This window comes from Nocardiopsis alborubida (assembly GCF_012396365.1).
In the GTDB taxonomy this organism is placed as follows: Bacteria; Actinomycetota; Actinomycetes; order Streptosporangiales; family Streptosporangiaceae; genus Nocardiopsis; species Nocardiopsis alborubida.
Window position 1 is genome coordinate 102,946 of record NZ_JAAXPG010000017.1, and the last position, 23,984, is coordinate 126,929.

At 73.8% G+C, this 23,984-nt stretch carries 15 protein-coding genes; 5 read left to right on the plus strand and 10 right to left on the minus strand.

The features are described from left to right. Window positions 1-124: 124 nt before the first annotated feature. The 4 genes from HGB44_RS18695 to HGB44_RS18710 all read right to left on the minus strand — a co-directional run bounded on the left by HGB44_RS18695 (window position 125) and on the right by HGB44_RS18710 (window position 8,804). A complete protein-coding gene (locus HGB44_RS18695) occupies window positions 125-2,701 on the minus strand; it encodes a ribonucleoside-diphosphate reductase subunit alpha (protein WP_061081822.1) in 2,577 nt (858 codons plus the stop codon). 783 nt (window positions 2,702-3,484) lie between these two features. Continuing rightward, entirely contained in the window at window positions 3,485-4,057 is a 573-nt protein-coding gene (locus HGB44_RS18700) for a tetratricopeptide repeat protein (protein WP_061081821.1), read from the minus strand. 29 nt (window positions 4,058-4,086) lie between these two features. Beyond that, on the minus strand, window positions 4,087-5,805 hold the full coding sequence (locus tag HGB44_RS18705) for an NYN domain-containing protein (RefSeq protein WP_061081820.1): 1,719 nt from the start codon (window positions 5,803-5,805) through the stop codon (window positions 4,087-4,089). A gap of 197 nt (window positions 5,806-6,002) precedes the next feature. Then, window positions 6,003-8,804 (minus strand): sigma-70 family RNA polymerase sigma factor, encoded by a 2,802-nt coding sequence (locus tag HGB44_RS18710; protein ID WP_061081819.1) that lies wholly within the window; start codon window positions 8,802-8,804, stop codon window positions 6,003-6,005. Between the two features lie 200 nt (window positions 8,805-9,004). Between HGB44_RS18710 and HGB44_RS18715 the strand changes: the two genes are divergently transcribed. Then, complete coding sequence (locus tag HGB44_RS18715; RefSeq protein ID WP_061081818.1) at window positions 9,005-9,748, plus strand: hypothetical protein; 744 nt, start codon at window positions 9,005-9,007, stop codon at window positions 9,746-9,748. Window positions 9,749-10,011: 263 nt separating this feature from the next. On the opposite strand, the gene HGB44_RS18720 is transcribed toward HGB44_RS18715, so the two are convergent. The 6 genes from HGB44_RS18720 to HGB44_RS18745 form a co-directional block, all read right to left on the minus strand. Next, window positions 10,012-10,917 carry a hypothetical protein gene (locus HGB44_RS18720; RefSeq protein WP_061081817.1) on the minus strand — a complete coding sequence of 302 codons (906 nt, stop codon included), beginning with the start codon at window positions 10,915-10,917 and terminating at the stop codon, window positions 10,012-10,014. 1,394 nt (window positions 10,918-12,311) lie between these two features. Continuing rightward, entirely contained in the window at window positions 12,312-13,253 is a 942-nt protein-coding gene (locus HGB44_RS18725) for a hypothetical protein (protein WP_061081816.1), read from the minus strand. Between the two features lie 11 nt (window positions 13,254-13,264). After that, entirely contained in the window at window positions 13,265-14,590 is a 1,326-nt protein-coding gene (gene eccD / locus HGB44_RS18730; RefSeq protein WP_061081815.1) for a type VII secretion integral membrane protein EccD, read from the minus strand. Between the two features lie 124 nt (window positions 14,591-14,714). Beyond that, window positions 14,715-15,692: a TNT domain-containing protein gene (locus tag HGB44_RS18735; protein WP_061081814.1), complete on the minus strand. Its 978-nt coding sequence runs from the start codon at window positions 15,690-15,692 to the stop codon at window positions 14,715-14,717. Between the two features lie 47 nt (window positions 15,693-15,739). Continuing rightward, window positions 15,740-16,036, minus strand: coding sequence for a pore-forming ESAT-6 family protein (locus HGB44_RS18740; protein WP_061081813.1), 297 nt, complete (start codon window positions 16,034-16,036; stop codon window positions 15,740-15,742). A gap of 27 nt (window positions 16,037-16,063) precedes the next feature. Continuing rightward, on the minus strand, window positions 16,064-16,393 hold the full coding sequence (locus HGB44_RS18745; RefSeq protein ID WP_061081812.1) for a hypothetical protein: 330 nt from the start codon (window positions 16,391-16,393) through the stop codon (window positions 16,064-16,066). Window positions 16,394-17,010: 617 nt separating this feature from the next. On the opposite strand from HGB44_RS18745, the gene HGB44_RS18750 reads away from it, so the two are divergent. The 4 genes from HGB44_RS18750 (at window position 17,011) to HGB44_RS18765 (ending at window position 23,942) form a co-directional block, all read left to right on the plus strand. Then, entirely contained in the window at window positions 17,011-18,435 is a 1,425-nt protein-coding gene (locus tag HGB44_RS18750) for a DUF6177 family protein (RefSeq protein ID WP_061081811.1), read from the plus strand. Window positions 18,436-18,583: 148 nt separating this feature from the next. Then, window positions 18,584-22,582 carry a type VII secretion protein EccCa gene (gene eccCa, locus HGB44_RS18755; protein ID WP_061081810.1) on the plus strand — a complete coding sequence of 1,333 codons (3,999 nt, stop codon included), beginning with the start codon at window positions 18,584-18,586 and terminating at the stop codon, window positions 22,580-22,582. Window positions 22,583-22,630: 48 nt separating this feature from the next. Then, a complete protein-coding gene (locus tag HGB44_RS18760; protein WP_061081809.1) occupies window positions 22,631-23,467 on the plus strand; it encodes an RDD family protein in 837 nt (278 codons plus the stop codon). Between the two features lie 103 nt (window positions 23,468-23,570). Next, entirely contained in the window at window positions 23,571-23,942 is a 372-nt protein-coding gene (locus HGB44_RS18765; protein ID WP_061081808.1) for a DUF6507 family protein, read from the plus strand. The last annotated feature ends 42 nt before the right edge of the window (window positions 23,943-23,984 follow it).

Sequence of the window (23,984 nt, forward strand, 5' to 3'; positions counted from 1 at the left end):
TCGTGGCTGGGTGGAGGGGCCAGGTGCCTCCGCGGCCCGGGGCCCGCCGGAGGGCGGGGGCGGCGTCGCGCCGCCCCCGCCCTCCGGTCGCCGCACGGGGTCCGCGGCCGCCGGGACGGCGGTGCTACTGGCAGGCCTCGCACTCGGGGTCGTCGATCGAGCAGGCCTGGCCGTCGACGATCTCGAACTCGTCCTCGTCGGCCGCGCCGCCGGTGGCGGCCCCCGGGTTCGGGGACGGGCTCGGGCTGGGCGCGGGGCTCGGCGTCGGTGCCGGGCTCGGCGCGGGCGACGCGACCGGGGCCGCCGGGGCGGCGGGGGTCGCGGCGACCGCGTTCAGGCGGCCGTCGGTGCCCTTGAGCGTGCTCTTCTCCACGTGGGTGGCGCTCTGCGAACGCAGGTAGTAGGTGGTCTTGAGACCGGAGCGCCACGCGCGGCGGTACAGCGAGTCCAGCTTCCTGCCGCTGGGGGCCGCCATGTACAGGTTCAGCGACTGGGCCTGGTCGATCCACTTCTGGCGGCGCGAACCGGCGTCCACCAGCCACTCGGGGTCGACCTCGAACGCGGTGGCGTAGAGGGCCTTGAGGTCGGCCGGGACGCGCTCGATGGCGCCGAGGCTGCCGTCGTGCATCTTCAGCGCGGAGACCATGTCGTCGTCCCACAGGCCGCGGGCCTTGAGGTCGCGCACCAGGTAGGGGTTGACCACGGTGAAGTCGCCGGACATGTTCGACTTGACGTACAGGTTGCGGTAGACCGGCTCGATCGACTGGCTCACGCCGGTGATGTTGGCGATGGTCGCGGTCGGGGCGATGGCCATGACGTTGGAGTTGCGCATGCCCGTGGCCTTGACGCGCTCGCGCAGCGAGTCCCAGTCCAGGGTCTCGCCCCGGTCCATGTCCAGGTCGCCGTCGCGCGACTCGGCCAGCAGGCGCAGCGAGTCGATCGGCAGCACGCCCTGGCTCCACAGCGAGCCCTCGAAGCTCTCGTAGGAGCCGCGCTCACCGGCCAGCTCCATGGAGGCCTCGATGGCGTAGTAGCTGATCAGCTCCATGCTCTCGTCGGCGAAGGTCACCGCGCCCTCGGAGGCGAACGGCGTGCGCAGCTTGAACAGGGCGTCCTGGAAGCCCATGAGGCCCAGGCCCACGGGGCGGTGGCGCATGTTCGCGCGGCGCGCCTCGGGGATCGTGTAGAAGTTCACGTCGATGACGTTGTCGAGCATGCGCACGGCGGTGCGGACGGTGCGGCGCAGGCGCTCGGCGTCCAGACCGTCCGGGCCCGTGTGCTGGGCCAGGTTGACCGAGCCCAGGTTGCAGACCGCGACCTCGTCGGCGCTGGTGTTCAGGGTGATCTCGGTGCACAGGTTGGAGGAGTGCACCACGCCGACGTGCTGCTGCGGCGAGCGCAGGTTGGACGGGTCCTTGAAGGTGATCCACGGGTGCCCGGTCTCGAACAGCATGGTCAGCATGCGCCGCCACAGGTCGACGGCCGGGAGGGTCTTGGAGACCTTGATCCGGCCCGCCGCGGCCTCGGCCTCGTAGTGGGTGTAGGCCTCGGCGAACGCGGTGCCGTACTTGTCGTGCAGGTCGGGGACCTCGTCGGGCGAGAACAGGGTCCAGGTGCCGCCCTGCTCCACGCGCTGCATGAACAGGTCCGGAACCCAGTTCGCGGTGTTCATGTCGTGGGTGCGGCGGCGCTCGTCACCGGTGTTCTTGCGGAGGTCGAGGAACTCCTCGATGTCGATGTGCCAGGTCTCCAGGTAGGCGCACACCGCGCCCTTGCGCTTGCCGCCCTGGTTGACCGCGACGGCGGTGTCGTTGGCGATCTTCAGGAACGGCACGACGCCCTGGCTCTTGCCGTTGGTGCCGCGGATGTGCGAGCCCAGGCCGCGCACCGGGGTCCAGTCGTTGCCGAGGCCGCCGGAGTACTTGGACAGCATCGCGTTGTTGCTGATGCCGTGGAAGATGGCCTGGAGGTCGTCGCCCACGGTGGTGAGGAAGCAGGAGGACAGCTGCGCCCGCACGGTGCCCGAGTTGAACAGGGTGGGGGTGGAGGCCATGAAGTCGAACGAGGACAGCAGCTCGTAGAACTCGATGGCGCGGGCCTCGCGGTCGTCCTCGTTGAGGGCCAGACCCATGGCCACCCGCATGAAGAACGCCTGCGGCAGCTCGTAGCGCACCTCGTCGCTGTGCAGGAAGTAGCGGTCGTAGAGGGTCTGGATGCCCAGGAAGGTGAACTGCTCGTCGCGCTCGGGACGCAGCGCGGCGCCCAGACGGGCCAGGTCGAACTTGGCCAGCGCCGGGTCGAGCTGGCCGAGGTCGATGCCGCGGCCGACGTAGGCGGCGAGGTAGGCGGCGTAGCGCTCGCCCATCTCGGACTGGCCAGCGGCGTCGGGGACGCCGCTGATGAAGGTGAGGGCCTCGCGGCGCAGCTTGTCCAGCAGCAGACGGGCGGCCACGTAGGAGTAGTCCGGGTCGACCTCCACGAAGCTGCGGGCGGCCATGACCAGGGCGAGTTCCACCTCGGCGTCGGAGATGCCGGGGTAGAAGCCGCGCCGGGCCTCGGTGAGGACCTTCTCCGCCGAAACACCGGTGAGCCTCGCACAGGCCTCGGCTACGACGTGCTCGATCCGGTCGACGGCGGCGGGGGGGTTGCCGTCCCTGCTGGACCGAACGGATGCGGGCACGGCCTCGACGTCAAGGGTCATACAGCGGCTCCAACCTCGATAGAAGAGTCCCGGCGGGGAGGGGACGAGAAGCGAGGGTCGCGCGGCGCTTCCGGCGGACCGGCGCACTGGGTGCGCGCGGTCGTCCGGCCGGCGGGCCGCGGCGGCTCGTTCTCGAAGCCCCGTCGTCGGCACACACTCAGGTGTGCATCGCCGGTGGCGGGTGCGCGGGGACCATGGCACCGGGGGGCCACGGGGGTTCCCAGTGCCTGTGAAGGCCTCTTCTTCCACTCACCGCTGCGGGGACGGCCCAGCTCGCGCCGGGTCCCCTCTGCCTCACCCCGGGGGGTGAACCACCAGCGGGAGAGATACTACATCTAGGGGATGGTGCGTTGGAACACCGCAAGATGATGGCGTGTCATCGGTTTCTCAGGTTCTTCGACGGTTGTCGAACACACCCCGGAGGCGTGGTATGAGGGGCTTTCGGAGGCCCGTCGGCGCGAGGGTCGAGCGCCCCGCGGGGGCGGCCCTGAGGCGACCCGACACAGCCTAGGTCGTCGCCGGGGCCGCCCGTACCCGGGCCGCCCCGTGCCGCCGCCCCGGTCGGCCCGCAACGCCCGCGCACGGCGGCCGGACGGCTTCGCGGAACCTGGCGTACCCGGTCGTGCGGCCGCGGCCGCCGGGCGCTCCGGAAAAGCGCTTCGGCCGGGGCGGCCCGGGCGTGTCGCGGCCTCCGTCGGGGAAACGTCGGAAACCTCACTCGCCCCGGTCGGCGCGGGCCGCGGAAGGCGGACGGGCTCGGCGCGGGAAGGCACGCCGCGGCCCTCACCCGGCGTCGAGCCGCCGGTCCAGGGCGTCCTCGTCCAGGCCCAGGTCGACGCGGACGCGGAACCGGATGCGCAGCAGTTCCAGGAGCAGGTCGTGGACGTAGGGCGAGGCGTCCAGGCCGAGGAAGCGGTGCGCACCGACCGTGGCCCACCGTTGGGCGCCCTCCAGGTCGTCGTGCGCGTACAGCGCCTCGGCGACGTGGATGTAGGTCTGGAGCCCGGAGGGCTCCTCGCCCTCCAGGCGTTCGAGGTGGGTGTAGGCCTGACCGACCTCGTTCAGTTGCAGCAGCGCCCCGGCGCTGAGGGCGCGCGCGTCGATCACCGTGGGCCCGCCGTCGTCGATCGCCCGCTGGTAGGCCGAGCAGGCGCGCTCGAACTCCTGGGCGATCTCCCACTGCTCCCCCGCGCGCACGAACAGCTCCGCGCGGGAGATCTCGCTTCCGGCGTCGACCCTGTTGGCCAGGTCCATGAGTTGGGCGGCGACCCGTCCGTGCTCACCGGACCGGACGGCGTGGAATTCCAAACGGTCGAGTTCTGCCGTCGTCACGTGGGTCAACCGCATCGCCCCCATCCCCTACTCGCACTCCCCGCGCAAGGCTCTCAGGGCCTGGCACGCTCCAGCGCCTGCCAGAACCCCTGACGCAGTCCGTCCCGGACCTCGTCACGCAACAGGTGGTCGATCGGCAGCGAGGAACCCTGGAGCAGACGCGCCTCCAGGTCGGAGGGCATCCGGGGCCTGCGGGCGAGGACGGCCTCGACCCACAGGGCGGGTGCCTCGCGGGCGATCGACTCCGCGAAGTCGTTCCCTTCTTTGTGCGCAACATGCACCGCTTCGTCAACGGTATGCGTGGCGGGACGCGTCTGCTGGGGATATCCAGGACTGGGACGCGGTTCCCGGTAGTCGCCGGCGCCGAACCGGCTGTCGTGTTCGGGACCAGTAGGCCGCGGTCCCCCGTAGGAGGGGTCCGCCGCACCGCGTTGGGCGGTGTCAGTTTCCGTACTGGTCCCATAGGTAGGGTTTGCGTCGTTCGCACCCCCGAAACCGGGGTTGTCCCCCGGGCCGAACCTGGGGTCCTGCGGTGGCGCGTTCCTCTGCGGTGGCGCGTGCCCCGGCTGGCCGTGTCCCGGTTGCCCGTGCCCCGACTGGCCGTGTTGACCCGGCTGCAGGGACTGCCCGTCCTGGGAGAACGAGCGCTGCGGCCCGGTTCCGCCGGCGAAGGACTGCTGTGGTCCGGTCCCGCTGGCGAAGGACTGCTGCGGCCCCGTCATGTGCTGTTGTGGAGGCGGCGCCTGTCTCCCCGGCAGTCCGTAGCCCGTCTGGTCGGCCCCGCGCAGGGACTGGTGCCCCCCGGTGACGGGGTAGCCCCCCTGGTTGCCCTGCGCCGGGTGCCCCCCGGTCATCGAGGCGCCCGGGTAGGCGCCGTTGCCGCCCACGTTCGGCGGGATCTGGCCGCCGGAGGGGAAGCCGTTGGCGTCGATCGCGCCGGACTGCTGGTTGTCCGTGCCCGGCCCGGCCAGGTGGTCGCCACCGCCGCGCTGCTGGGCGAGGGACCTGCGCATGGCGCGCAGCTGGTCCATGGCACTGCCCTGGGGGGTGGGCTGTCCGCCGGTTCCGGCGAACATCGCCTCCAGGCCCACGGCGGAGGAGGAGGCCGACTCCACCCGGTTGCCGCCGGGCTGCGCCGTCGCGACGGGCTGTCTCGGGGTCTCGGGCGCCGAGCGGGAGCGGCCGTTGGCGAACGGCGTGGTGGTCTTGGCCGCGGTCTCCTGGGCGGAGCCGCCGCTGGAGAGCAGGTTGACGTGCGGACGCAGATGGCCCGCGCCGATCTCGATGAGGTCGTCGCACTCGCGGCGCAGGGCCCGGGAGATGGTCCAGTTGCCCTCGACGGAGACGTGCACGACGGTGACGCGCACACCCATGTCCTGTACGTCCGCGACGACCGACGCCATGTCCTCGTCCCCGCTGACCAGGACGGCGTCACACAGGACGCCGGTACGGGCCAGCGTGGTGAGGTCGCGCTGGACGTAGCTCTCCACGCCCTCGCGGCGGCCGGGCCTTATCCGCGCGCCGCGGAACTTGATACCGGGGATGTCGGCGATGCCGTCCTGCTCCTGGGTCCGCCGGTCGTCGGCGACGGCCTCGTACCAGTAGCAGCGCAGGAGCGGCAGACCGGTGCGGTCCCGCGCGACCTCGTTGAGGAACTGGACGAGACCGGTGTAGTCCCAGGAGACGGAGTCCCGGTTGCGGGTTCCGTGCACTGCCATCGCGCCGTCCGCGAGAAGGTACCCCGCGTCAACGAACAACGCGCAGCGGTCCACTGGCACCGACCCCCTTCCCTGTTGTCTCTGGGCCATGTCCATGACCGGGCCACAGCCTAGCCAAGTCTGTCTGGTTTTGCGTGTCCACTGTGAATACACAGAGTTATGGACCTGCTACGCACCGACGGTCCTCCGGTGGAGTCGGGGGCTCCGAGGCGACCGGACAGGCCCGGACGGGGCGGGTGGAAGCCCGTGCCTCAACTACGCATGGGGGCCGTCAGGACCACGGCTCCCACCATCACGGCGTCCTGTTCCGTCAGGATTCGGATGTCCGTTTCTCGGCCAAGTACTGAGTCGAATCGAACCACGTCGGTGCCGAACGCGAGCGGGTCGCCCACCGCGCCGCGGGCGGAGCCGGTGAAGGCGTTGTCCACCCGACCGTGGCCGCCGACCGGCGCCACCGCCGTCCCGTCCACGCTCACCCGGTCCCCGCCCAGGTCGGGGTCGCCCTCCCAGGCCACCACGTCGATCCGGGCGGGTACGGCGGCGGGCAGCAGGCCCGACACCGCGAAGGGGCCGTCCCCTCCGCCGTGGAAGGAGACCCGGCTGTCGTCGAGGACCATCACCTGGTTGCGGGTGCCCACCCGCGGATCCTCCAGCACGACCACGAGGCTCCAGCCCGCGTAGTGGCCGCGGCCCTCGCGCACGGGGGCGTCGCCGACCCACCACTGGCCGCCGCCCTGGGCCCGCACCAGGTCGGTGACCTCGGCGAACGCCTGGTAGGCGGGGTAGCCGGGCAGCTCGGCGACCCGGCTGTCCGTGGCCGCGACAGTGCGGTAGTCCGTCATCCCCGGGCCCCGGACCCGGACGGAGGGGGCGTCGGGGGTTCCGGTCCCGGAGAGGTAGAGCCCCGCCCAGCGCACCCTGCTCCCCTCGGGGAGCTCCCAGGTCGCGGAGCTGGAGGAGGTGGTGGAGGGGTCGTCGTCGGCGTCCAGCGGGGCCATCGTCCAGTGGTCGTTGTCCAGCCGCGGCCCCTGGCGCAGCCTGGCCTGGGCACAGGGGCCGTCCTGCGGCTGCTCCTGTGTCTCGGGGGTGCCGCGGGGTCCAGGATCACCGTGGGTCGCCGTCACCGGGACGGGAACGCTGCGGCCCGCGGCGCCTGCCGACGACGGGTCGCGCACCGTTTCCGTGGGCACATTGTTGTCCGGCCCGCCCGCTGTCCCGTCAGGAGCCCCTTCGCCCTCTTGCTGACCAGGGACCACACCCTCCTCCCCACCCTCCTCCGTGGTCGCTTCGGAGTCCGGCGGCCCCGGGCTCGGGGACGCGGGGACCTCCGGGGCCGGGGAGGACTCCGTGCCCGGTGCGGTCCCGGGGCCTGGCGGTCGCGGGTCGGGGACGTCCGGATCGTACGGCCAGTCCCACCACGGCCACGGCCAGCGGTCCCCGCGCTCCGGTTCGACGCAGGTCATCAGCGCGTTGCCGACGCTCTCCGCGCGTACCCGGCCCGCGGTGGCGTAGCGGGCCGTGACGCCCTCCGCACTCACACCCCGCTCCCCCGTCGCCTCGGCGGTCACGCCCGCGGAGGACACCGACACCGCCGCCGGAACGCCGACCTCGGCGTCCGGGGCCACGCGCACGTCGATGAACTGGGTGCCGTCCTCCCCCGCCGCCATCCCCGGATGCGCGCAGCGACCGCCTCCACTGCCCGCGGAACAGCTCCAGTCACCGTGCCCCACCGCCGTGGGGACGGCGTTGCCCGCGCCGCCGGAGGAGACCATCTCCACGCCCGGGGGCAGGGTGAGCAGGGCGACGACCTCCTCGGCCGCGCCGCCGATGTTGCGGACGTCCATGACCATGATCCCGTCGCTGCCCGGGAGCAGGGAGCCGACCGGGTCGATCCCCACGGCGAACCGCGGTTGGGGTTCCTGCGGCGCCACCTCCTCCTCCGGTACGTCGGCGGGCGGCACCGCCGCGACCGGTGCGGCGGGCTCGGGCCGCTCGTCCGCGTCCGGGCTCGGCCGATCGTTCGCGGAGGGAGCCGGCTGTGGCGCGTCCGGGTCGGGCCGGGGCGCGTCCGGAGCGGGCGGTGTCTGAGGCTGCTCCCACGGGGCCGCCACCGGGGGCGGCCCCTCGCCGGGAAGCGGTTCCGGTGCGCCGGCCAAGGCCAGGGCGACCGCGACCGCCACGCCGGCCGCCGCCGTGCTTGCGGCCGCCGCCTGCTGCTGGCGGCGCGACATCCTTCCCCACCAGGCGCTCCCGGCGGTCCCGGCGGAGAGGTAGCCCGCCGCCCCCGCGCCCGCCACCAGCGGCAGAACGACACCGCGCAGCCCGACGTTGACGTCCGCCAGCTCGGCGTAGACCTCGCGGCAGTCCGCGCAGCCGTCCATGTGCCGGTCGACCTTGGCGGTGTCGCGCCGGGACAGCCCCTCCCTGACGTGGGCGCCGAGCAGGCCGAGGGTCGGGCGGCAGGCCTCGGCGGCGTTCCCGCCCGCCAGGTGCATCTGGAGGTAGGCCTGCCGCAGACCCTCCCTCGCCCGGTAGGCGAGGGCGGCGACGCTGTTCGGCTTCATCCCGAGCACGTCCGCGACCTCGGCCGGTTTGGCCCCCTCGATCTCGGTGTGCCAGAGCACCGACTGCCAGCGCTCGGGGAGCGAGAGGAAGGCCCGGGCGATGAGGGAGCGCTCCAGTCCCTCCAGCGCGGGGTCGACGAAGGGCTGGCCGGGGTCGAGGCTCTCCATGTCGTCGGTGACGACCTGGCGCCTCTCCCCCCGTCCCCGGTCGTAGGCGGCGTTGCGGACGGCGGTGAGCAGGTAGGGGCGGAAGGAGTCCCGCGGCCCCCCGCCGCGCCGGATGACGCTGAGCACGCGGGTGAACGCCTCGGCGACGGCGTCCTCCACCTCCGCCTCGCCGCGCAGCAGCTGCCGGGCCAGTCCCCGCGCCGCCGCCGCGTGGCGTTCGTAGAGGGTGGCGTACGCGCCGGTGTCGCCGCCCCGCACCCACTGAATCAACTCACCGTCACCGACCAGAGTCTCTGTGTGATCGTCGGGGACGTCGTTCACCCGGCGTCCTTTCTGGGGAGTGTGCGCCGCGGTCAGGGGCGGAGCCCCGGTGCGGCGCTGGAGGACACGTGCTCGAAAAATATCCCGCATTCGCGTCACAGCCGCCACCGATCTCCGTAATCAGGGGTGAGGGAGGACGGAACGCGCCGAGCGGACGCGGGCCCGCCTCCCCGGGAGGACCGACGGACGGGAGCAGCGCCATGGGAGATGCCGAGGTGAGGACCGGAACGCGGGACCGTGCGGCCCGTTCCCGCGAACTGCGCGCACCGTGGGGACGACGGAGCCGGGAGGCGGGGTGGGATCCGCCCGAGAGTTGGTGGACGCCCGCCGTGGACGCGGTGTGCGGGGCCTTCGCCTCGGGGGACGACCTGGCCGGACCGTGCGGCCTCCTGGGCGGGGCGAGGGCGCGCTCGGGGGTGGGGATCGGGCAGAGCCTGGACGACCTGTCGGCGTTCACGTCGGTGGCGGGGTGGCGGAGCCCGCCGCCCGTCCTGGTCCGGGCGCTGGCCGAGGGGTGGGCGGACGCGGGGCGCGGGCGGGAGACCTGCCAGGACCCGCTGACCGGCCTGGCCACCGCGGAGTACCTGCGGACCCGGCTCGGTGAGCTGTACCGGCACACCGGCGACGGGGCGCCGCCCGCGTCGGGGCACCGGCTCGTGGTCGTGGCGCTGGATCCGGGGATCGACCCGTGGCGGCGCACCGCGCGGCTGATCGTGCTCGGCCACGAACTGCGCAGGTTCTTCACGCGCGGGGAGTCGGTGTGCCTGCTGGCCCGGGGGCGGATCGCGGTGGTGGCCCCCGAGTCCGCGGACCTGGACCGCGAACTGGACGCGCTGCGCCGGGGGACCTGCTGGGAGCACGGGGCGGCCGTGTGGGCGGTACCCCTGCCCACCAGCCACGGGGAGGCGATGTCCCTGATCGGGGGGCTGGAGGAGAGGCGATGACCTGAGGACGCCGTCCCCGCGCCGCGAGGCCCCGGCCTGAGCGGCCCGGCGCGGGACGGCCGAGCCGACCGGACCGGTGCTTCGCCGAGGGGACGAACCCGGACGGTCGGCGCCCGCCGGACCGGGTTTTCCGGGTTTTCTGGCCCTTGGAAGGGCGGCCCGGGGACCGGACCGGCGGATGGGGGATGCCGTAGGGCGTCCCCGGAGGCGCGTCCGCAAGGGGAGGCGGGCGCGCCTCCCCGCGCCGTCACCCGACCACGGGTTCATCCCAGGTTGAGGCGTCCTCCGGTCACCGCGAAGACCGCGCGGCGCCAGGAGGAGGCCGGGACGCTCCTCACCTCGGCGATCCTCTGCTCGTATCCGCCCTGGACCGGGGTGCGCCGGTCGTCCACGGCGTCGATCCAGGACTCGATTCCCCCCGCCGGGGGCTCCTGCGCCGGGGCCTCCGGGGACGGGAGGTCCGAGGTCGGAGCGTACGGGGCCGGGATGTCCGGGCGGCCCTCCGCGGGCGGCACTCCCCGGTCCGGCTCCGGCCGCTCCCCGCCCGCGTAGGGCGCGGCCGGGATGTCCGCGAACCCGGTGGACGCCAGCGACCGGTCGCCGTACGCGGGATACGGAGCACCCCGCTCCGGGTCCTGGACTCCGGAGGAAGCGGACGCCTGTCCGGCGCCCGGAGCGGAACGCCCGGAGGCCTCCGCGGGGCCGGTCTCCTGCGGCGCGGGCCCTCTGACGGCGGTGCCCGCCTCGGGGGGCGCGCCGATGGGCTGGGAGGGGCCAGCGGGACCGGAGTCCCCAGGAAGGGCCTCTTCCGTCCCGGAGCCCGGCACGGACGCGTCGGGGCGCACGGGGGCGAAGGCCTCCGGGGAGGCATCGGCCTCCTCCTCCGGGCCGCCGGGTGCCGTCGTCTCCGTCTCGGGTGCGGACAGGGAAGCGCTCCGGTACGGAGGGAAGCCGTGCTCCCGCGGGGCCTCCGGGGCCTCCGGAGTGTCCGTGGCCTCTGAGGTCCGCGAAGCCTCCGCGGAGCCCGCGTCCTCCGCGGTCCGCGGGGTCTCCTGGTCCTCCTCCCGCGTCTTGCGGGCACGCCGGTCGGCGCCCATGACCAGGAAGACGTCCGTCTCCTCCGCGTCCGGGTCCGGTGAGTCCCCCTCGCCTCCGGGGTTGACGGTCACGGCATCCGCCGGGCGCGGTGGACCGACCCGCCGGGGCTCGCGGGTTCCGCCGGGAGGTACCGGCGGACGCGACGCCTCGGAGGAAGGGGTCGTACCGAACCAGGCGCGGGCGGGCGGGACCTCCTCCCGGGACTGGGACACGGAGGGCGTGCCCGGGTTCGGGTGCGCTTCCCGCCTGTCGGGCGGCGCCTGGCCATGCGACGGCTCCGGACCGGGCGACGGGTTCGCGGGAGGCGCCGGCGGCGCGGCGGGAGGCGCGGCCGACGCGTTCCGGTCCAGGGGCACGGCCGGGTCCGGCTGCGGCTGCCATGGCGCCTGCTGCTCCGGCTGCCGCGAAGACTGTGGTGGCTGTGACGGCTGTGACGGCTGTGACGGCTGCTGCCACGATGTCCGCTGTTCCGGCGGACTCTGCGGAGGGCCGTACTGCTGGGGTAGCTGAGGCTGTTGGGGCTGTTCGGGAGGTGCCGGAGGATGCTGGGTCGGCGGGACGGGCATGGGCGTCCCCGACAGGAAGGCCTCGGCTACCGAGTCCTGCGCGAAGGTGCGCGGCGTCGCCGTTCCGCCGGGCGGGGTGGGGGGTCGTTGCGGCCCCGAGTGACCCGTCCAGGGCGCCTGGTTGGGACCGGTGGGCTCGTGCGGCCTCGGCGCCTCGACGGCGTAGGGCGTCGGAGGAAGCGCTCCCTGCGGCGGATAGCCCGGCACACCGTCGGGCGGGGTGCCCTGACCGTGTCCGGGGGCCTCGGAGAACCAGCCGCCGGACGGGGCCGGCTGCGGACCGCTGGCGCCCCCGCCCGGAAAGCCCTGACCTGCCGCGGGGTGAGGACCGCCGGGCCCGCCCCGCTGGCCGTACGCATGCTGGGGGCCGCTCGGAAGACCCTGGCCGGCGGCGGGTTGCGGCCCGCTGGGGGCCACGTGCGGACCGTGGGGCCGCTGCCCGCCCGAGGAGGCCTGTGGCCCGCTCGGCGCCGCGTCGTCGCTCCCCTGCCGACCGTACGGACGCGCCGTTCCCCGGCCCGGGTGCGGCGTGTGCGGGAAGGGCTGCTGGCCGCCGGACGGCGCGCCCGGCCCCGGGCCCGTCCACCGCGCGGCCTCCTGACCGGTGGCGGGTCCCTGCGGGCCGCTCGGCGCCGTGTTCCCCCACTGCCGGGCGTCGTGGCCACCGGACGGGGCGGGCCGGCCGTGCACCGGCCCGGCGTACCGTCCCGGTTCGCCCCACGGCGCCTGCCGCGGACCTCCCTGGGCGGGCCCCCCGTGCACGGGCGCCCCCGGCTGCCAGCCGGTCGGGTTCCCGGCGTCCGGCGGCGTGACCGGGTTCCCCCGGCCGTCGCGCTCCTCCCGGGCCTCCTGCTCCCCCGAAGGGGTCTCCCGTTCCGGATCGGGTCGCTGCTCCATGGCTACTCCCCTCCTTCGACGCGGGTCCGGCCCGGCCCGGCGGCGTCCACCGAACGGTCCAGGGCCTCGGCGGCCACCAGCTGGACGGTCCGGTGGGTGGCCTCACCGATGAACCTGGGGCGTACGACCGTGCCCTGCGCCAGGTGCCGGTCGTGCGGCAGGACGATGACGCCCGCGCCGCTCTCAGCGATGATCCTGGTCGTGCGGGCCACGTCGAACCCCGGGTCCTCGCGCCGCCGCTCGTCGAAGACGACCACCACGGTCCGCCGCACCTCGTCCTGTCTGCCGTCCGCGACCAGCAGGTCCAGCTCGCGCCCGACCCGGAGCGCGGCCTCCCGGGTCGCGCGGACCACGCGCACACGTGCGTGGGCGGCCTCACCGACGGCCTCCACGAACGCACCGCCCGACTCCCCGGCCACGAGGGTCACCCCGAAGAACCGCGAGATCGGCAGCAGCCCGGACATGTAGGCCCCGGCCCCGGCCGGAGCGGCCCGTACCGTCCACAGGCGCTCGTTGACCTGGCCGAGACTGGCGCACACCGACTCGAAACCGGTGGCGTCCACCCCGTCCAGGTCGCCGGGCTCGTCCAGGCCCAGCCGCTCGGCCAGCGACGGGGTCCGGTCGGTGGCGTCCACCGTCAGCACCCGGTCGTGGCGGAAGTGCGCCAGCGAGCGGGCGACCAGGGCGGTCACCACCGACGCGTCGGCGCCCGACCCCAGGTCGTCCACGACGATCCTGCGCCCGGTCGAGGTGGGGCGCTGCAACCGCCTCCCCAGCTCGATGGTGTCGGCCACCTCGTCCGCCGCACGGAACGGGCGCAGCGCGGCCCGGCCGACGCGGCGCACCCAGCGGTCGCCGGGCACCGGCCGCGCGGAGGCGGACGGAGCGGCTCCGGCCGGTGAGGCCCCGGTCGGAGCCTGGGCCTGGGTCTGTGAGGCGTTCATCGTCCCCCCGCTCAGAAGGTCGTGAGGAGGCGCTGGAAGGTGCCGAACGCGCCGATCGCCAGGGGCACCAGCACGACGACGGCGACCGCCTCGAACCTGCTGGTGACACCGCGCAGCCGCGCCCGCACGTGCTCGGGCTGCTCGATCGACAGCACCACCGCGGGGACGGCCGCCACCGCGACCGTGATCCCCAGCGCGGGCCACACCCCCCAGGGCACGGCCCCGGCCCAGGCGAGGAGGAAGGCCACCAGCACCACGAGGCTCGCGGCGATGAGCACTGTCTTCTGCGCGACCAGCGGGAACAGCCGGGCGCGGCTGGCCACGACCAGGGCGAGCACCACCGACAGCCCCGCCGTCCACCAGTCGAAGTGGGTGGCCAGGCCGATCCCCGCCGTGGCCGCGGCCACCGCCACCGCGATCGTGGCGATCACCAGGCTCCGGTGTGCGCCCGCCACCGAGGTGAGCACGTCGCTCCGGGTCACCGCGTCCCCGGAGCTGCGCCGGTCGTCCAGGACCGCCAGTCCGGAGAACATCAGCGCCAGGCGGAGCAGCAGGCTCAGCAGCACCACGCAGGCCACCGCCATGACGACGGCGACCTGGTAGGTGGGCAGGCCCAGCGCCGCGCCCACCGACCACACGGCCGCCAGGGCGAGCCCGACTCCGCCGCCGGTCAGGCCGCCCCGGCCCAGGCCGGAGGTGAGCCCGAGCAGCAGGACCAGACCCGAGACCAGGGCGGCGCCGCCGCCCCAGAGGACCCACTCGGGCCAGCCGAACTGGTCGCAGGCCAGCCACAGGGCCAGTCCGCCGACCGCGGCGCCGCTGATCGCCAGCGCCGTGCCCAGGGGCTCCCGCCAGGTCGGGCCGATCGACGCACCGGTCGCCACCAGCACGGCGGCGACCGCGGCCAGGCCGACGAGGCCGCCGTTGCCGGAGAAGTACCCCTGCACGATCCAGGCCGCGCCCACGGCGAGGGCGACCAGGGAGACGGTGGCGGTCCAGCGGGCCGCCACCGGGTTCCAGCGCCCCTGGTGGTCGTCCAGGGCCATCGAGACCGCCTCGGGGACCTCGTGCACCACCGGGGCGGGCACCGGTTCCTCCGCCCGGACCAGTCGCAGCACCGCGCCGTCGGTGACCTGACGTTCCGCGAGCGTGGTGTCGCCTTCCAGGACGATCCCGGAGGCGGTCACCAGGTGCCGCAGTTTGGCGGGGTTCTCCACCTGGTCGCCGAGGAGGTCGAGCACCTCGGGCATGAGCGCGCCCACGGGTTCGCTCGCGGGCAGGACGGCGTCGACCCTGCGCTCCTCGCCCACGAGGGTCACGCGGCTCCAAGCGGTCATTGCCTTCCCATCCTCGCTCCTGCGTTGCCGGTGGCTCCGGCCACCGCTCTCGGATCCGGGGCCCGGGCCCCGGAATTCGGTCGTGCTCTCCAGCCGGACGGCGTGGAGCCCTCCAACGGCGCCCCTAGCCGGGCACGTCGCTGACGGCGATGCGCTCCAGGTAACCGTTGCCGATGAGCCAGCGGATCGTCGGTACGGGGGGCACCTCGGTGAACCCGGCCGTGTCGAGTGTGAAGCGGACGCTGCCGCCGGGGTTCCCCCCGCTCGCCGGGGCGCTGGTAGCGCTCACCTGGAAGGGGTGGATGACCCGGTAGCGGTGGTAGAGGTCCTCACCGTCGGGACCGGTGCGGACGTGGTCGGGCAGGCCGCGCTCACCGAAGGGGACTGCGTCGGGGAACAGGTAGCGGCCGCTCTCCTGGCCGAAGGCGTCCACGACGTCGCCGACCGCGAGCCCGTGCAGGTAGGAGCCGCCGCTGCGCTCCCGCAGACTCTCCCGCACCGTGGTGACCAGCTCCGCCGTGGCCTCGGCGGTCTGCCGCTCCTCGGCCTGGGTGAGGACGGTCGGTTCGGGCTCGGTGGTGGCCAGCTCCTGGTAGAGCCAGCGGGCCGCCTCGTCCTCGGTGGTGAACTCGGGGCCGGGTCGGCCCTGGTCGAAGTCCATGACCGCGGCGGACAGGTAGCCCTCCGCGTCCTGGCTGAGCAGGTAGTAGCTGTCGAGGGTCCCGGGCTCGGGGCGGGGGTCGCCCGGGAGCACGTACAGGCTCCCGGGGACCCCTTCGGCGTCCAGCTCCTCACGCAGGTCGCCGAGCGTGACCTGCGCGCCGACCCAGTCGCCCGGGATGGGAGGGACGGCGTTGTTGGCCGGTCCGGACGCCTGCTGTTCCTGCTCCACCCGCTGGGTGCTGAGCTGGTTGCTGACGAAGGACCAGCCGACGGTGCCGCCGCAGATGACCGCGGCGAGGCAGGCGCTGATCGCCACCTTGCCGAAGTTCTCGTCGAGGCGGCGCCTGGTGCGCTGGCCGCCGAAGAGCACCGCCTCACGCAGGCGCTGTCGGCGCACGGCGACGGACTCCAGCAGCTGACTGTCGTAGTCGCGTGCCAACCGTGCTCCTCACTGCCTCTCGTGGGCGATCCGTCCCGCGGGCCGGGTCAGATGTTCATGACCGCGCTGTTGGCGCGGCTCAGGGTCTCCTGCGCGGTGGAGTCGTTGGTGGACAGCGTCTCGCGCACGAGCCGGATGATCTCGCGGACCTCGTTGCCGGCGTTGTGCCACTTGAGCTCCTTGGCGCTGTACTCCTCGGACACGCCGGTGGCCTCGAAGTCGGCCATGGCCTGGCTGACGTCGGTGTCGTGCTCGCCGATGAGGGTCTCGAGGCGGTTCGTGATCGCCTGGATGTTGCCCTGGGCCTCCTGGGAGGCACCGAGATCGTAGGCGTTGTTGCTCATGGATGCTCCTTACGGGGGGTCAGGGGATCAGCGGAACTTGGCGGCGTCGAAGTTGGCCGAGCCCATGCTCTGGTTCGCGTCGTCGGCCATGGTCTGGTCACCGGTGACGAACGCGGTGTTCATACCGGTCTGGCCCTCCTGGATGGAGCCGAGTCCCGCGCGCAGGTCCGCGGTGATGGCGTCGGCCCTCAGCTTGAAGGAGTCGAACGCGGCCTTGCCCGCGCCGTCGAACTTGCCGGTCAGGGGCTCGGCGGCCTGGACGAGTTGCTGGATGAGGCTGCTCAGCTCGTCACCGGTGCTACCGGTGTTCTGGGACAGGGTGGTCAGGGTGCTGTCGCCGATCTGCCAACGTGACAACTTTTCACCTGCTTTCCTCGGGGGTCCTCGCGAGGCTGTTCGCCTCCCGTGGGGGATGACGCACGCTGAGTGCCCGTGGTTCGGAAGACGATCCGCGACCGGGCAAGGACTGGATCCCCCCATAGGGGAGGATCTGCATCATACAAGTGGCCTCCGACGGAGGAACAGGGACGATCCCCGCCTGTGGACGACGGCCGGTGAACGGCCCGAACGCCTCCGGCGGACCGGCCCGGCCCGCTCACGCACCGGGTTCTCCGAAGCGGGCTCCCTGGATACGGCCGCACCCTTCCCATCACCGGCGCGTGACCGTATCCGGCCACCCCGGACGCGGTCCTGGTACCGGCCGAAGGCCCTCCACCGGCGTTCGCCCGCAGCTCCGGACACGCTCGCAGGGCCCCGCGCCGGCCCCTCGGCGACACCCCGAAGGCACCCGAGACCGACGAGGAGCTCGACCCGCTCGACGCGTGACCCGCGGGCGGACCGCGCTCCTGCGGCACACGGCACCGCCCCGTACCCTTCCCCCATGGACTCCGGCGCTCCGGAAGCGAACCGCGCGGACACCCCCGGGATCCCACCCTTCCCAGTACCGCCCTCCCCCGGAGTGTTGAGGAGATCCCTTGAGCCACGACGCGGTCGCCCTCCTGTCCAACCCGCCCGACCGGCGCGCCCTGACCAGGGCCCTGGTCGCCGCCGGACCGGACCTTCGGGTGCGGTTCGCGGCCGACGGCGCCGTGGTCGAGCTGCTCGACGCCGGAGGCCGCCTGGTCGCCGCCATGCAGGCGGCCCAGCGCCTGGCCCTGTCCGCCGAGGCCGAACGGCTCCTGGCCGACGGCATCGTCGACGACCTGCCCGCCCAGCCCTACTGGGTGGAGGCCCGCGGCGCCGAACTCGCGGACACCGACACCGCCGGGGCCGTGGGACGCTTCGTCCGCGACCTCGCGGACCGGCTCGGCGGCGTCGTGTGGGAGCCCGAGCCGCGGCTCTCCCGAGGCGACGCCTTCCTGGACGGCTCCACCGACCACCCCGCCGTCACCGTCCGCACCGACAGGGCCGTGGTCGTGGTGCAGGACCGCCCCCTGGTCCCCATGTCCCCCTGGCTCGTGGACACCGTCGCCGCCCACGGGCGCGAGGGACTGCGGCTCCAGGTCGTCACCCCCTCCACCAGCCGCGTCACCCACGCCCTGCGCTCGGTGCTGGCCGACCCCACCGCCCGCTGGGTGGTCCAGGCCCCCGACGGCGCCTACTACGACGGGTTCTCCGGGGTGCCCCTGGTCTGGGACGAGCAGGAGGCCTTCGTCCTGGACCGGAGCGCCCGTGCCGAGGACGGGCCGCACGAGGCGTTCCGCGCACGGGCGGAGGAGACCGGCTCCCACCTGCTCGTGGAGCTGAAGGCGGAGCACCCCGCCGACAACGGCCTGGTCCTGGGCGAGGCCGCCGAACTGCTCGCCGAGCGCCTGGGCGGCCGCGCCCCCGCGCTCTGGGGTACCAGCGAACCCCTCCCCCAGGAGTGGAACCGGGCGGCGCTGACCCGGCTGTGCCGAGAACGCGCGCCCGGGCAGACCTGGTTCGTGTTCACCGGCCCGCCCGAGGGCGTGCGCGAGGAGGGCGTGCTCCCCTTCGGCGGCACCCAGCGGGTGATGCGGACCGCGCACGGGGTGCGGGAGAGCGTCTCCTTCGCGGTGGCCCGGCCCGCGGGCGAGGAGCACGACCTGGACGCGCTGGCGTCGGTGGTCCGCACGCTCACCGAACGCGACGTCCTGCGGACCATGACGGTGCGGCGCGCGGCCGGGCGGCCGGACCTGACCCACGAGCCGCGCTGGTGCGGCCTCCCCCTCCCGGTCGGCCTGGCCGTCGGGGTGGAGGGGATCTCCTCGATCGGCACCGACCGGGCGCTGTCCGCTCCGGTGCGCGGGGTGCCGTTCGGCCCTCCGCTCACCCCCTCGGTCTGGTACCGGGTCGGGGACGGCACCGAGCCGGACGGCTGGCAGCGCTTCCGCGAGCTCATGGACCACCTGCACCCCGACGGCGCCCGCGCGGGCTGACCTCCGGCCGCCGCCGGGCGCGCGGCCTGGCGGCGGGTCCGCACGCACGCGAAAAGCCCCTTTGACACTGTCTTCGATAGGATTTTTCCGCACCCCCGCGCAGCCCCCGCGCCCCCGTCCTCCCATCCCTGCGCCGAGAGGAAAGCCGATGAGCCTTCGCGTCGTGCACCGGCCGACACGAACCGTGCATCCCACTCCGGCCCAGGAACCGCACGAGGTGGAGGCCCCGCCGACCCTCCCCGACGGCAACGCCCAGGGCAACCCGCTGATGACCATCCTGCCGATGGTCGGCATGCTGGCGTCGATGACCATCATGATGGTCATGCGCAACCCGGCCTTCATCGCGCTGGGCGGCGTCCTCCTCGTGGTGGCCCTCCTCGCCGCCGTGGTCATGCTCTTCTCCCGGCGCGGCCAGGTCGCCCGGCAGCGCCGCAACCAGCGCGAGCTGTACCTCCAGTACCTGGAGGAACTGCGCGAGGAACTCACCGCCTGGGAGCAGGGCACCCGCGCCCACGCCCGGCTCCTCGACCCGCCGCCCGAGGCCCTGTACGACGTCATCCGCGACCCCACCCGGCTCTGGGAGCGCCGCCGCAGGCACCGCGACTTCCTGCGGGTGCGGGTGGGCACCGGCCTGACCGAGGGCCGCCCCCTCCGGCTCGCCGAGCAGGGCACCGCCCTCATGCCCACAGACCCGTTCATGCTCTCCGAGGCGCAGGCCGCCATCCGGCGGTTCGCCTCGGTCCCCGAGATGCCGCTGACCCTGCCCCTGGACATGGCCGGGAACGTCAGCGTGATCGGCGAGCGCGAGGACGTGATGCGCGTGGTGCGCGCCCTCGCCGCCCAGTTCGGCGCCTTCCACGCCCCCGAGGACGCCGGGTTCGCGGTGTCCTACCCCGCGGACAGGGCCGAGGACTGGTCCTGGCTGCCGTGGCTGCCCCAGGCCCTGGACCCGCAGCGCCGCGAGGGCGGCGCCGCCGTCCGCCTGATCGCCCCCGACCCGGCCAAGCTGGGCGGCCTGCTCGCGGACGAGCTGCGCTCGCGCACCGACTTCGCCTCCGAGGTCCGCCGGGGCATGGGCAAGCGCGAGGCGTACCGGATGCTGCGAAGGCTCCTGGTCATCCACGACACCCACGGCGACGTGGCCGCCGAGCTGGTGCGGCCCGACCACGCCGTGGACCCCGTCGACCTGGGCGTCACCGTGCTGCACCTGGTGTCCCGCCAGATCGACGAGCCCAGCGACGTGAACGTGCGCGTCACGGTCACCGGCGACCAGATCCGCGTCGAGGAGCTGCGCGGCGCCGACCCCGTGGTCACCACCGGCACCGTGGACGACGTCTCCGACGCCACCCTCACCGGCCTGGCCCGCATGCTGGCCCCGCTGCGCCTGTCCCCGGAGTCGATCGAGGAGACGGCCCAGGAGGGCGGCAGCGTCGACTTCCCCGCGATGATGGGCGTCCAGGACCCCGGTTCCATGGACGTGCAGCGCCTGTGGGCGCCGCGCAGCGAGCGGGCGTTCCTGCGGGTGCCCATCGGCGTGGACGACATGGGCCAGCCCGTCGTGCTGGACCTCAAGGAGTCCGCGCAGCTGGGCATGGGGCCGCACGGCCTGTGCGTGGGCGCCACCGGTTCGGGCAAGAGCGAGATGCTGCGCACCCTCGTGCTGGCGCTGGCCGCCTCGCACCCGCCCGAGCGGGTGAGCATGGTCCTGGTCGACTACAAGGGCGGCGCCACGTTCGCCCCGTTCGAGGACATGCCGCACGTGGCCGGGGTGATCACCAACCTGGAGGACGACGCCGCGCTGATCGAGCGCGTGTACGCGAGCCTGTCCGGCGAGGTGCAGCGCCGCCAGCAGGTGCTGCGCGACGCCGGGAACGTGTCCAACATCGGCGACTACACCTACAAGCGCGAGCACGACCCGAGCCTGCCTCCGCTGCCGCACCTGCTGGTGATCATCGACGAGTTCGGCGAGCTGCTCACCGCCCGTCCCGACTTCATCGAGCTGTTCCTGTCCATCGGCCGCATCGGGCGCAGCATCGGCGTGCACCTGCTGCTGTCCAGCCAGCGCATCGAGGGCGGCAAGCTGCGCGGCCTGGACACCTACCTGTCCTACCGGCTGGGCCTGCGCACCTTCTCCGAGGAGGAGAGCCGCACGGTCCTCAACACCCCCGACGCCTTCCACCTGCCGTCCCTGCCCGGGTTCGGCTACCTGAAGGTGGACACCAGCGTCTACCAGCGCTTCAAGGCGGGGTACGTGTCCGGCGCCTACCGCGGCCCGGTGGCCGAGGAGGAGCCCACCGAGGGCACCCCCTCGGTGCGCCGCTACACCGCCTACAACGCCGACGCGGAGCCGGTGGAGGCCGCGGCCTCCGGGTCCTCCGGCGAGGACGTGCCCATGCCCTCCCGCACGGTGGGCCCGACCCTGCTGGACGTGATGGTCGGCCAGTTCGGCAGGCACGGCGAGCAGACCCGGGAGATCTGGCTGCCGCCCCTGCCGTCCGCGACCACTCTGGACGCGGTCGCGGGCGAACCGGAGGAGAGCGACCGCGGGCTGCGGCTGCCCGGCGAGCACGAGGCGATGCGCGTGCCGCTCGGCCTGCTGGACGACGCCACCAAGCAGTGGCAGGGCGTGTGGAAGCTCGACCTGACCGCGTCCGGCGGCCACGCCGCGATCATCGGCGGCCCGCAGAGCGGCAAGACCACCCTGCTGCGCACGCTGGTGCTCTCGCTGGCGCTCACGCACACCCCCGCCCAGGCGGCCGTGTACTGCCTGGACCTCATGGGCGGCGGCATGCAGTCCCTGGCGGCGCTGCCGCACGTGGGCGGCGTGGCGGTGCGCACCGACGCCGAGCGGGTGCGCCGCACGGTGGAGGAGATCCAGGGGATGCTCGAACACCGTCAGACGGTGTTCCGCGAGCGCGGGATCGACTCGGTCGCCCAGCTGCGCCGGATGCACGCCCGCGGCGAGGTGCCCGAGCTGGCCAGCGCCGACGTGGTGTTCGTCGTGGACGGCTTCGGCGCACTGCGCAAGGACTTCGAGGACATCGACCCGATCGTGACCGAGCTGCTCCAGCGCGGCGGCGGGTTCGGCGTCCACGTGGTGGCCGGGATGCTGCGCTGGAACGACGTGCGTATCGCCGCCCAGTCCAATTTCGGGCAGAAGGTGGAGCTGCACCTCAACGACGCGTCGGACTCCACGATCGACCGCAAGCTCTCGGAGACGATCAGCGCCAAGACCCCCGGCCGGGTGCTGACCGACGCCGAGCTGTTCGGCCAGGCGGCGCTGCCCCGGTTCGACGGAGTGGCCGACAACGACAACCTCGGCGAGGTCGTGGAGAAGGCCGTGCGCGCGGTGGACCGATCCTGGCGGGGCGCGCGTGCGCCCCGGGTGCGGATCCTGCCGCACCGGCTGTCCGCCCGTACCCTGCCCACGGCGGAGTCCGAGCCCAAGGCGGTACCGGTCGGCGTGGACGAGCGCGCCCTGGAGCCGGTGCTGCTCGACCTGTTCGAGCGGGACCAGAACCTGCTCGTCATGGGGGACGGTGAGTGCGGCAAGACCAACCTGCTGCGGCTGGTCGCCGAGGGCCTCGTGGCGCGTTACTCCTCGGACGAGGTGGTGTTCGCGGTGATGGACCCCCGCCGGACCCTGCGGGACGTGGTGCCCGAGGAGTACATGGGCGGGTACGCGAGCAACCCCCGCGTGTGCGCGGGGCTGGCGGGCGGCGTGGCCAAGGAGGTCGAGGGCCGCCTGCCCGAGGACGGGGACGTGGACTCCCTGGAACCGGGCTCGTTCAAGGGCCCGCGCATCGTGGTGCTCGCCGACGACTACGACGTGCTCACCACGGCGGGCCAGAAGCCGCTGGCGCCGTTCGTCCCGTTCGTGCCCAACGGCCGCGACATCGGCCTGCACTTCGTGGTGGCGCGCCGGGTGGCCGGTGCGGGGCGCGGGATGTACGACCCGCTGGTGCAGGCCATGCGCGAGATCGGCACGAGCGCCCTGGTGATGTCCGGCGACCGGAGCGAGGGCCAGATCCTGCCCCGGGTCTACGCGGCCAGCCAGCCCCCCGGGCGCGGCAAGTGGGTGACCCGCGGCGGTTCGTCGCGGCTGGTGCAGACCGCGCTGCGCGATCCCCACGACACACGGGTCTGACGCCGCGCAGGTCCGAGGACAGACGGCACGACACACGGCAGGAGAGCCATGCAGCCCCCGTACCAGCCCTCCGGCGCACCTGCGGAGAACGAGCCCCCGCGGCAGTACACCGGGAACGACGGCCGGTTCGTGCCCCCGGCCCCCTACGCACCGGTCGGCTGGCAGGACCAGGCCGCCCGGCCGGGCGGCCAGCCCGGGACGCACCCGGGGATGCGTCCGGAGGACCAACACGGTGGCCAGCCCGGGACGCGCCCGGGGTTCCAGCCCCCCGCGGTCCCCGCCTACCCCGCTCCCTCCCAGGGCCTTCCCCACCAGTACCCCCACGTCCACGGACAGCAGGGGTACTACCCGCACCCGCAGAACTGGCTCCCGCCGGTGATCACCGACCCGGGGCAGTGGAGCCCGCACGCCCCCGAGGTCGGCCGCGCCGAGATGAGTGTGCGTTTCGTGGCCCGGCTCCTCGACACGATCGCCTTCGGCTTCCTCTGGTTCGCCATGATGCTGCTGGGGACCTTCGTCAGCACGGCCATAGGCGGTGGTGACATGGACGGCGGCCCTGGTGAGACCGCCTTCATGGTGGTCTACGTCTTCAACTTCTTCCTGTTGCCCATCGTGTTGGAGTGGCTCCAGGTCCGCCTGTGGGGCCGGTCGCTCGGCAAGATGCTCCTGGGCCTGTGGGTGGTGCGCTCCGACGGCAGTGGAAGGGTCAGGGCCGGTCGCGCGCTCGTGCGGGCACTGCTCTACGCCCCGGGACACACCAACCTGGTCAACTGGGCCCTGCCCTGGTCGATCACCAACGTCCTGTGGCCCCTGCGCGACACGAGGCTCCGCCAGTGCCTCCACGACAAGGCGGCGGGCACGGTGGTCGTCCAGGTCAGCCGCTAGCGGCGGTACCGGCCGGACCCGCGTTCGTCCGCGTCACCGCGAGCGGGGCGAACCCACGACGAGTACAGCGACCGAACCCCGATCTCCGGAAGGAGCAACCGGCATGTCCGCGTGGAACATCCAGGTGTCCGAGGTCAGCGGTGTACTGGCCGCCGTCGGAGAGCACATCGGCGACGAGGAGGGCACGAGCGGACTGACCGGTGACATGCGGCTGCTCGGTCTCCACCTCGAACAGGCCGCCGCCTCCTCCGACAGCGATCCCATCGGCATCGCGCTCGGCGCCTTCGCCGAGCACTGCTTCGGAACGCTCCAGGGCATGGCGGAGCTGAGCGCCAGCGCCGTCAACGGAGCCGGAAGCGCCACCCTGTACTACGTCGAGGGCGACACGGATATGGCCGCCGAGGCCCAGGACAACGCCGGAGCCGTGGAGGACCCCCCGCAGGCGACGGGCGGCGGCACGGTCTTCCACTACTGAGGCCTCCTTCTGGCCACAACCGGCCAACGTGGCACAGCCCGT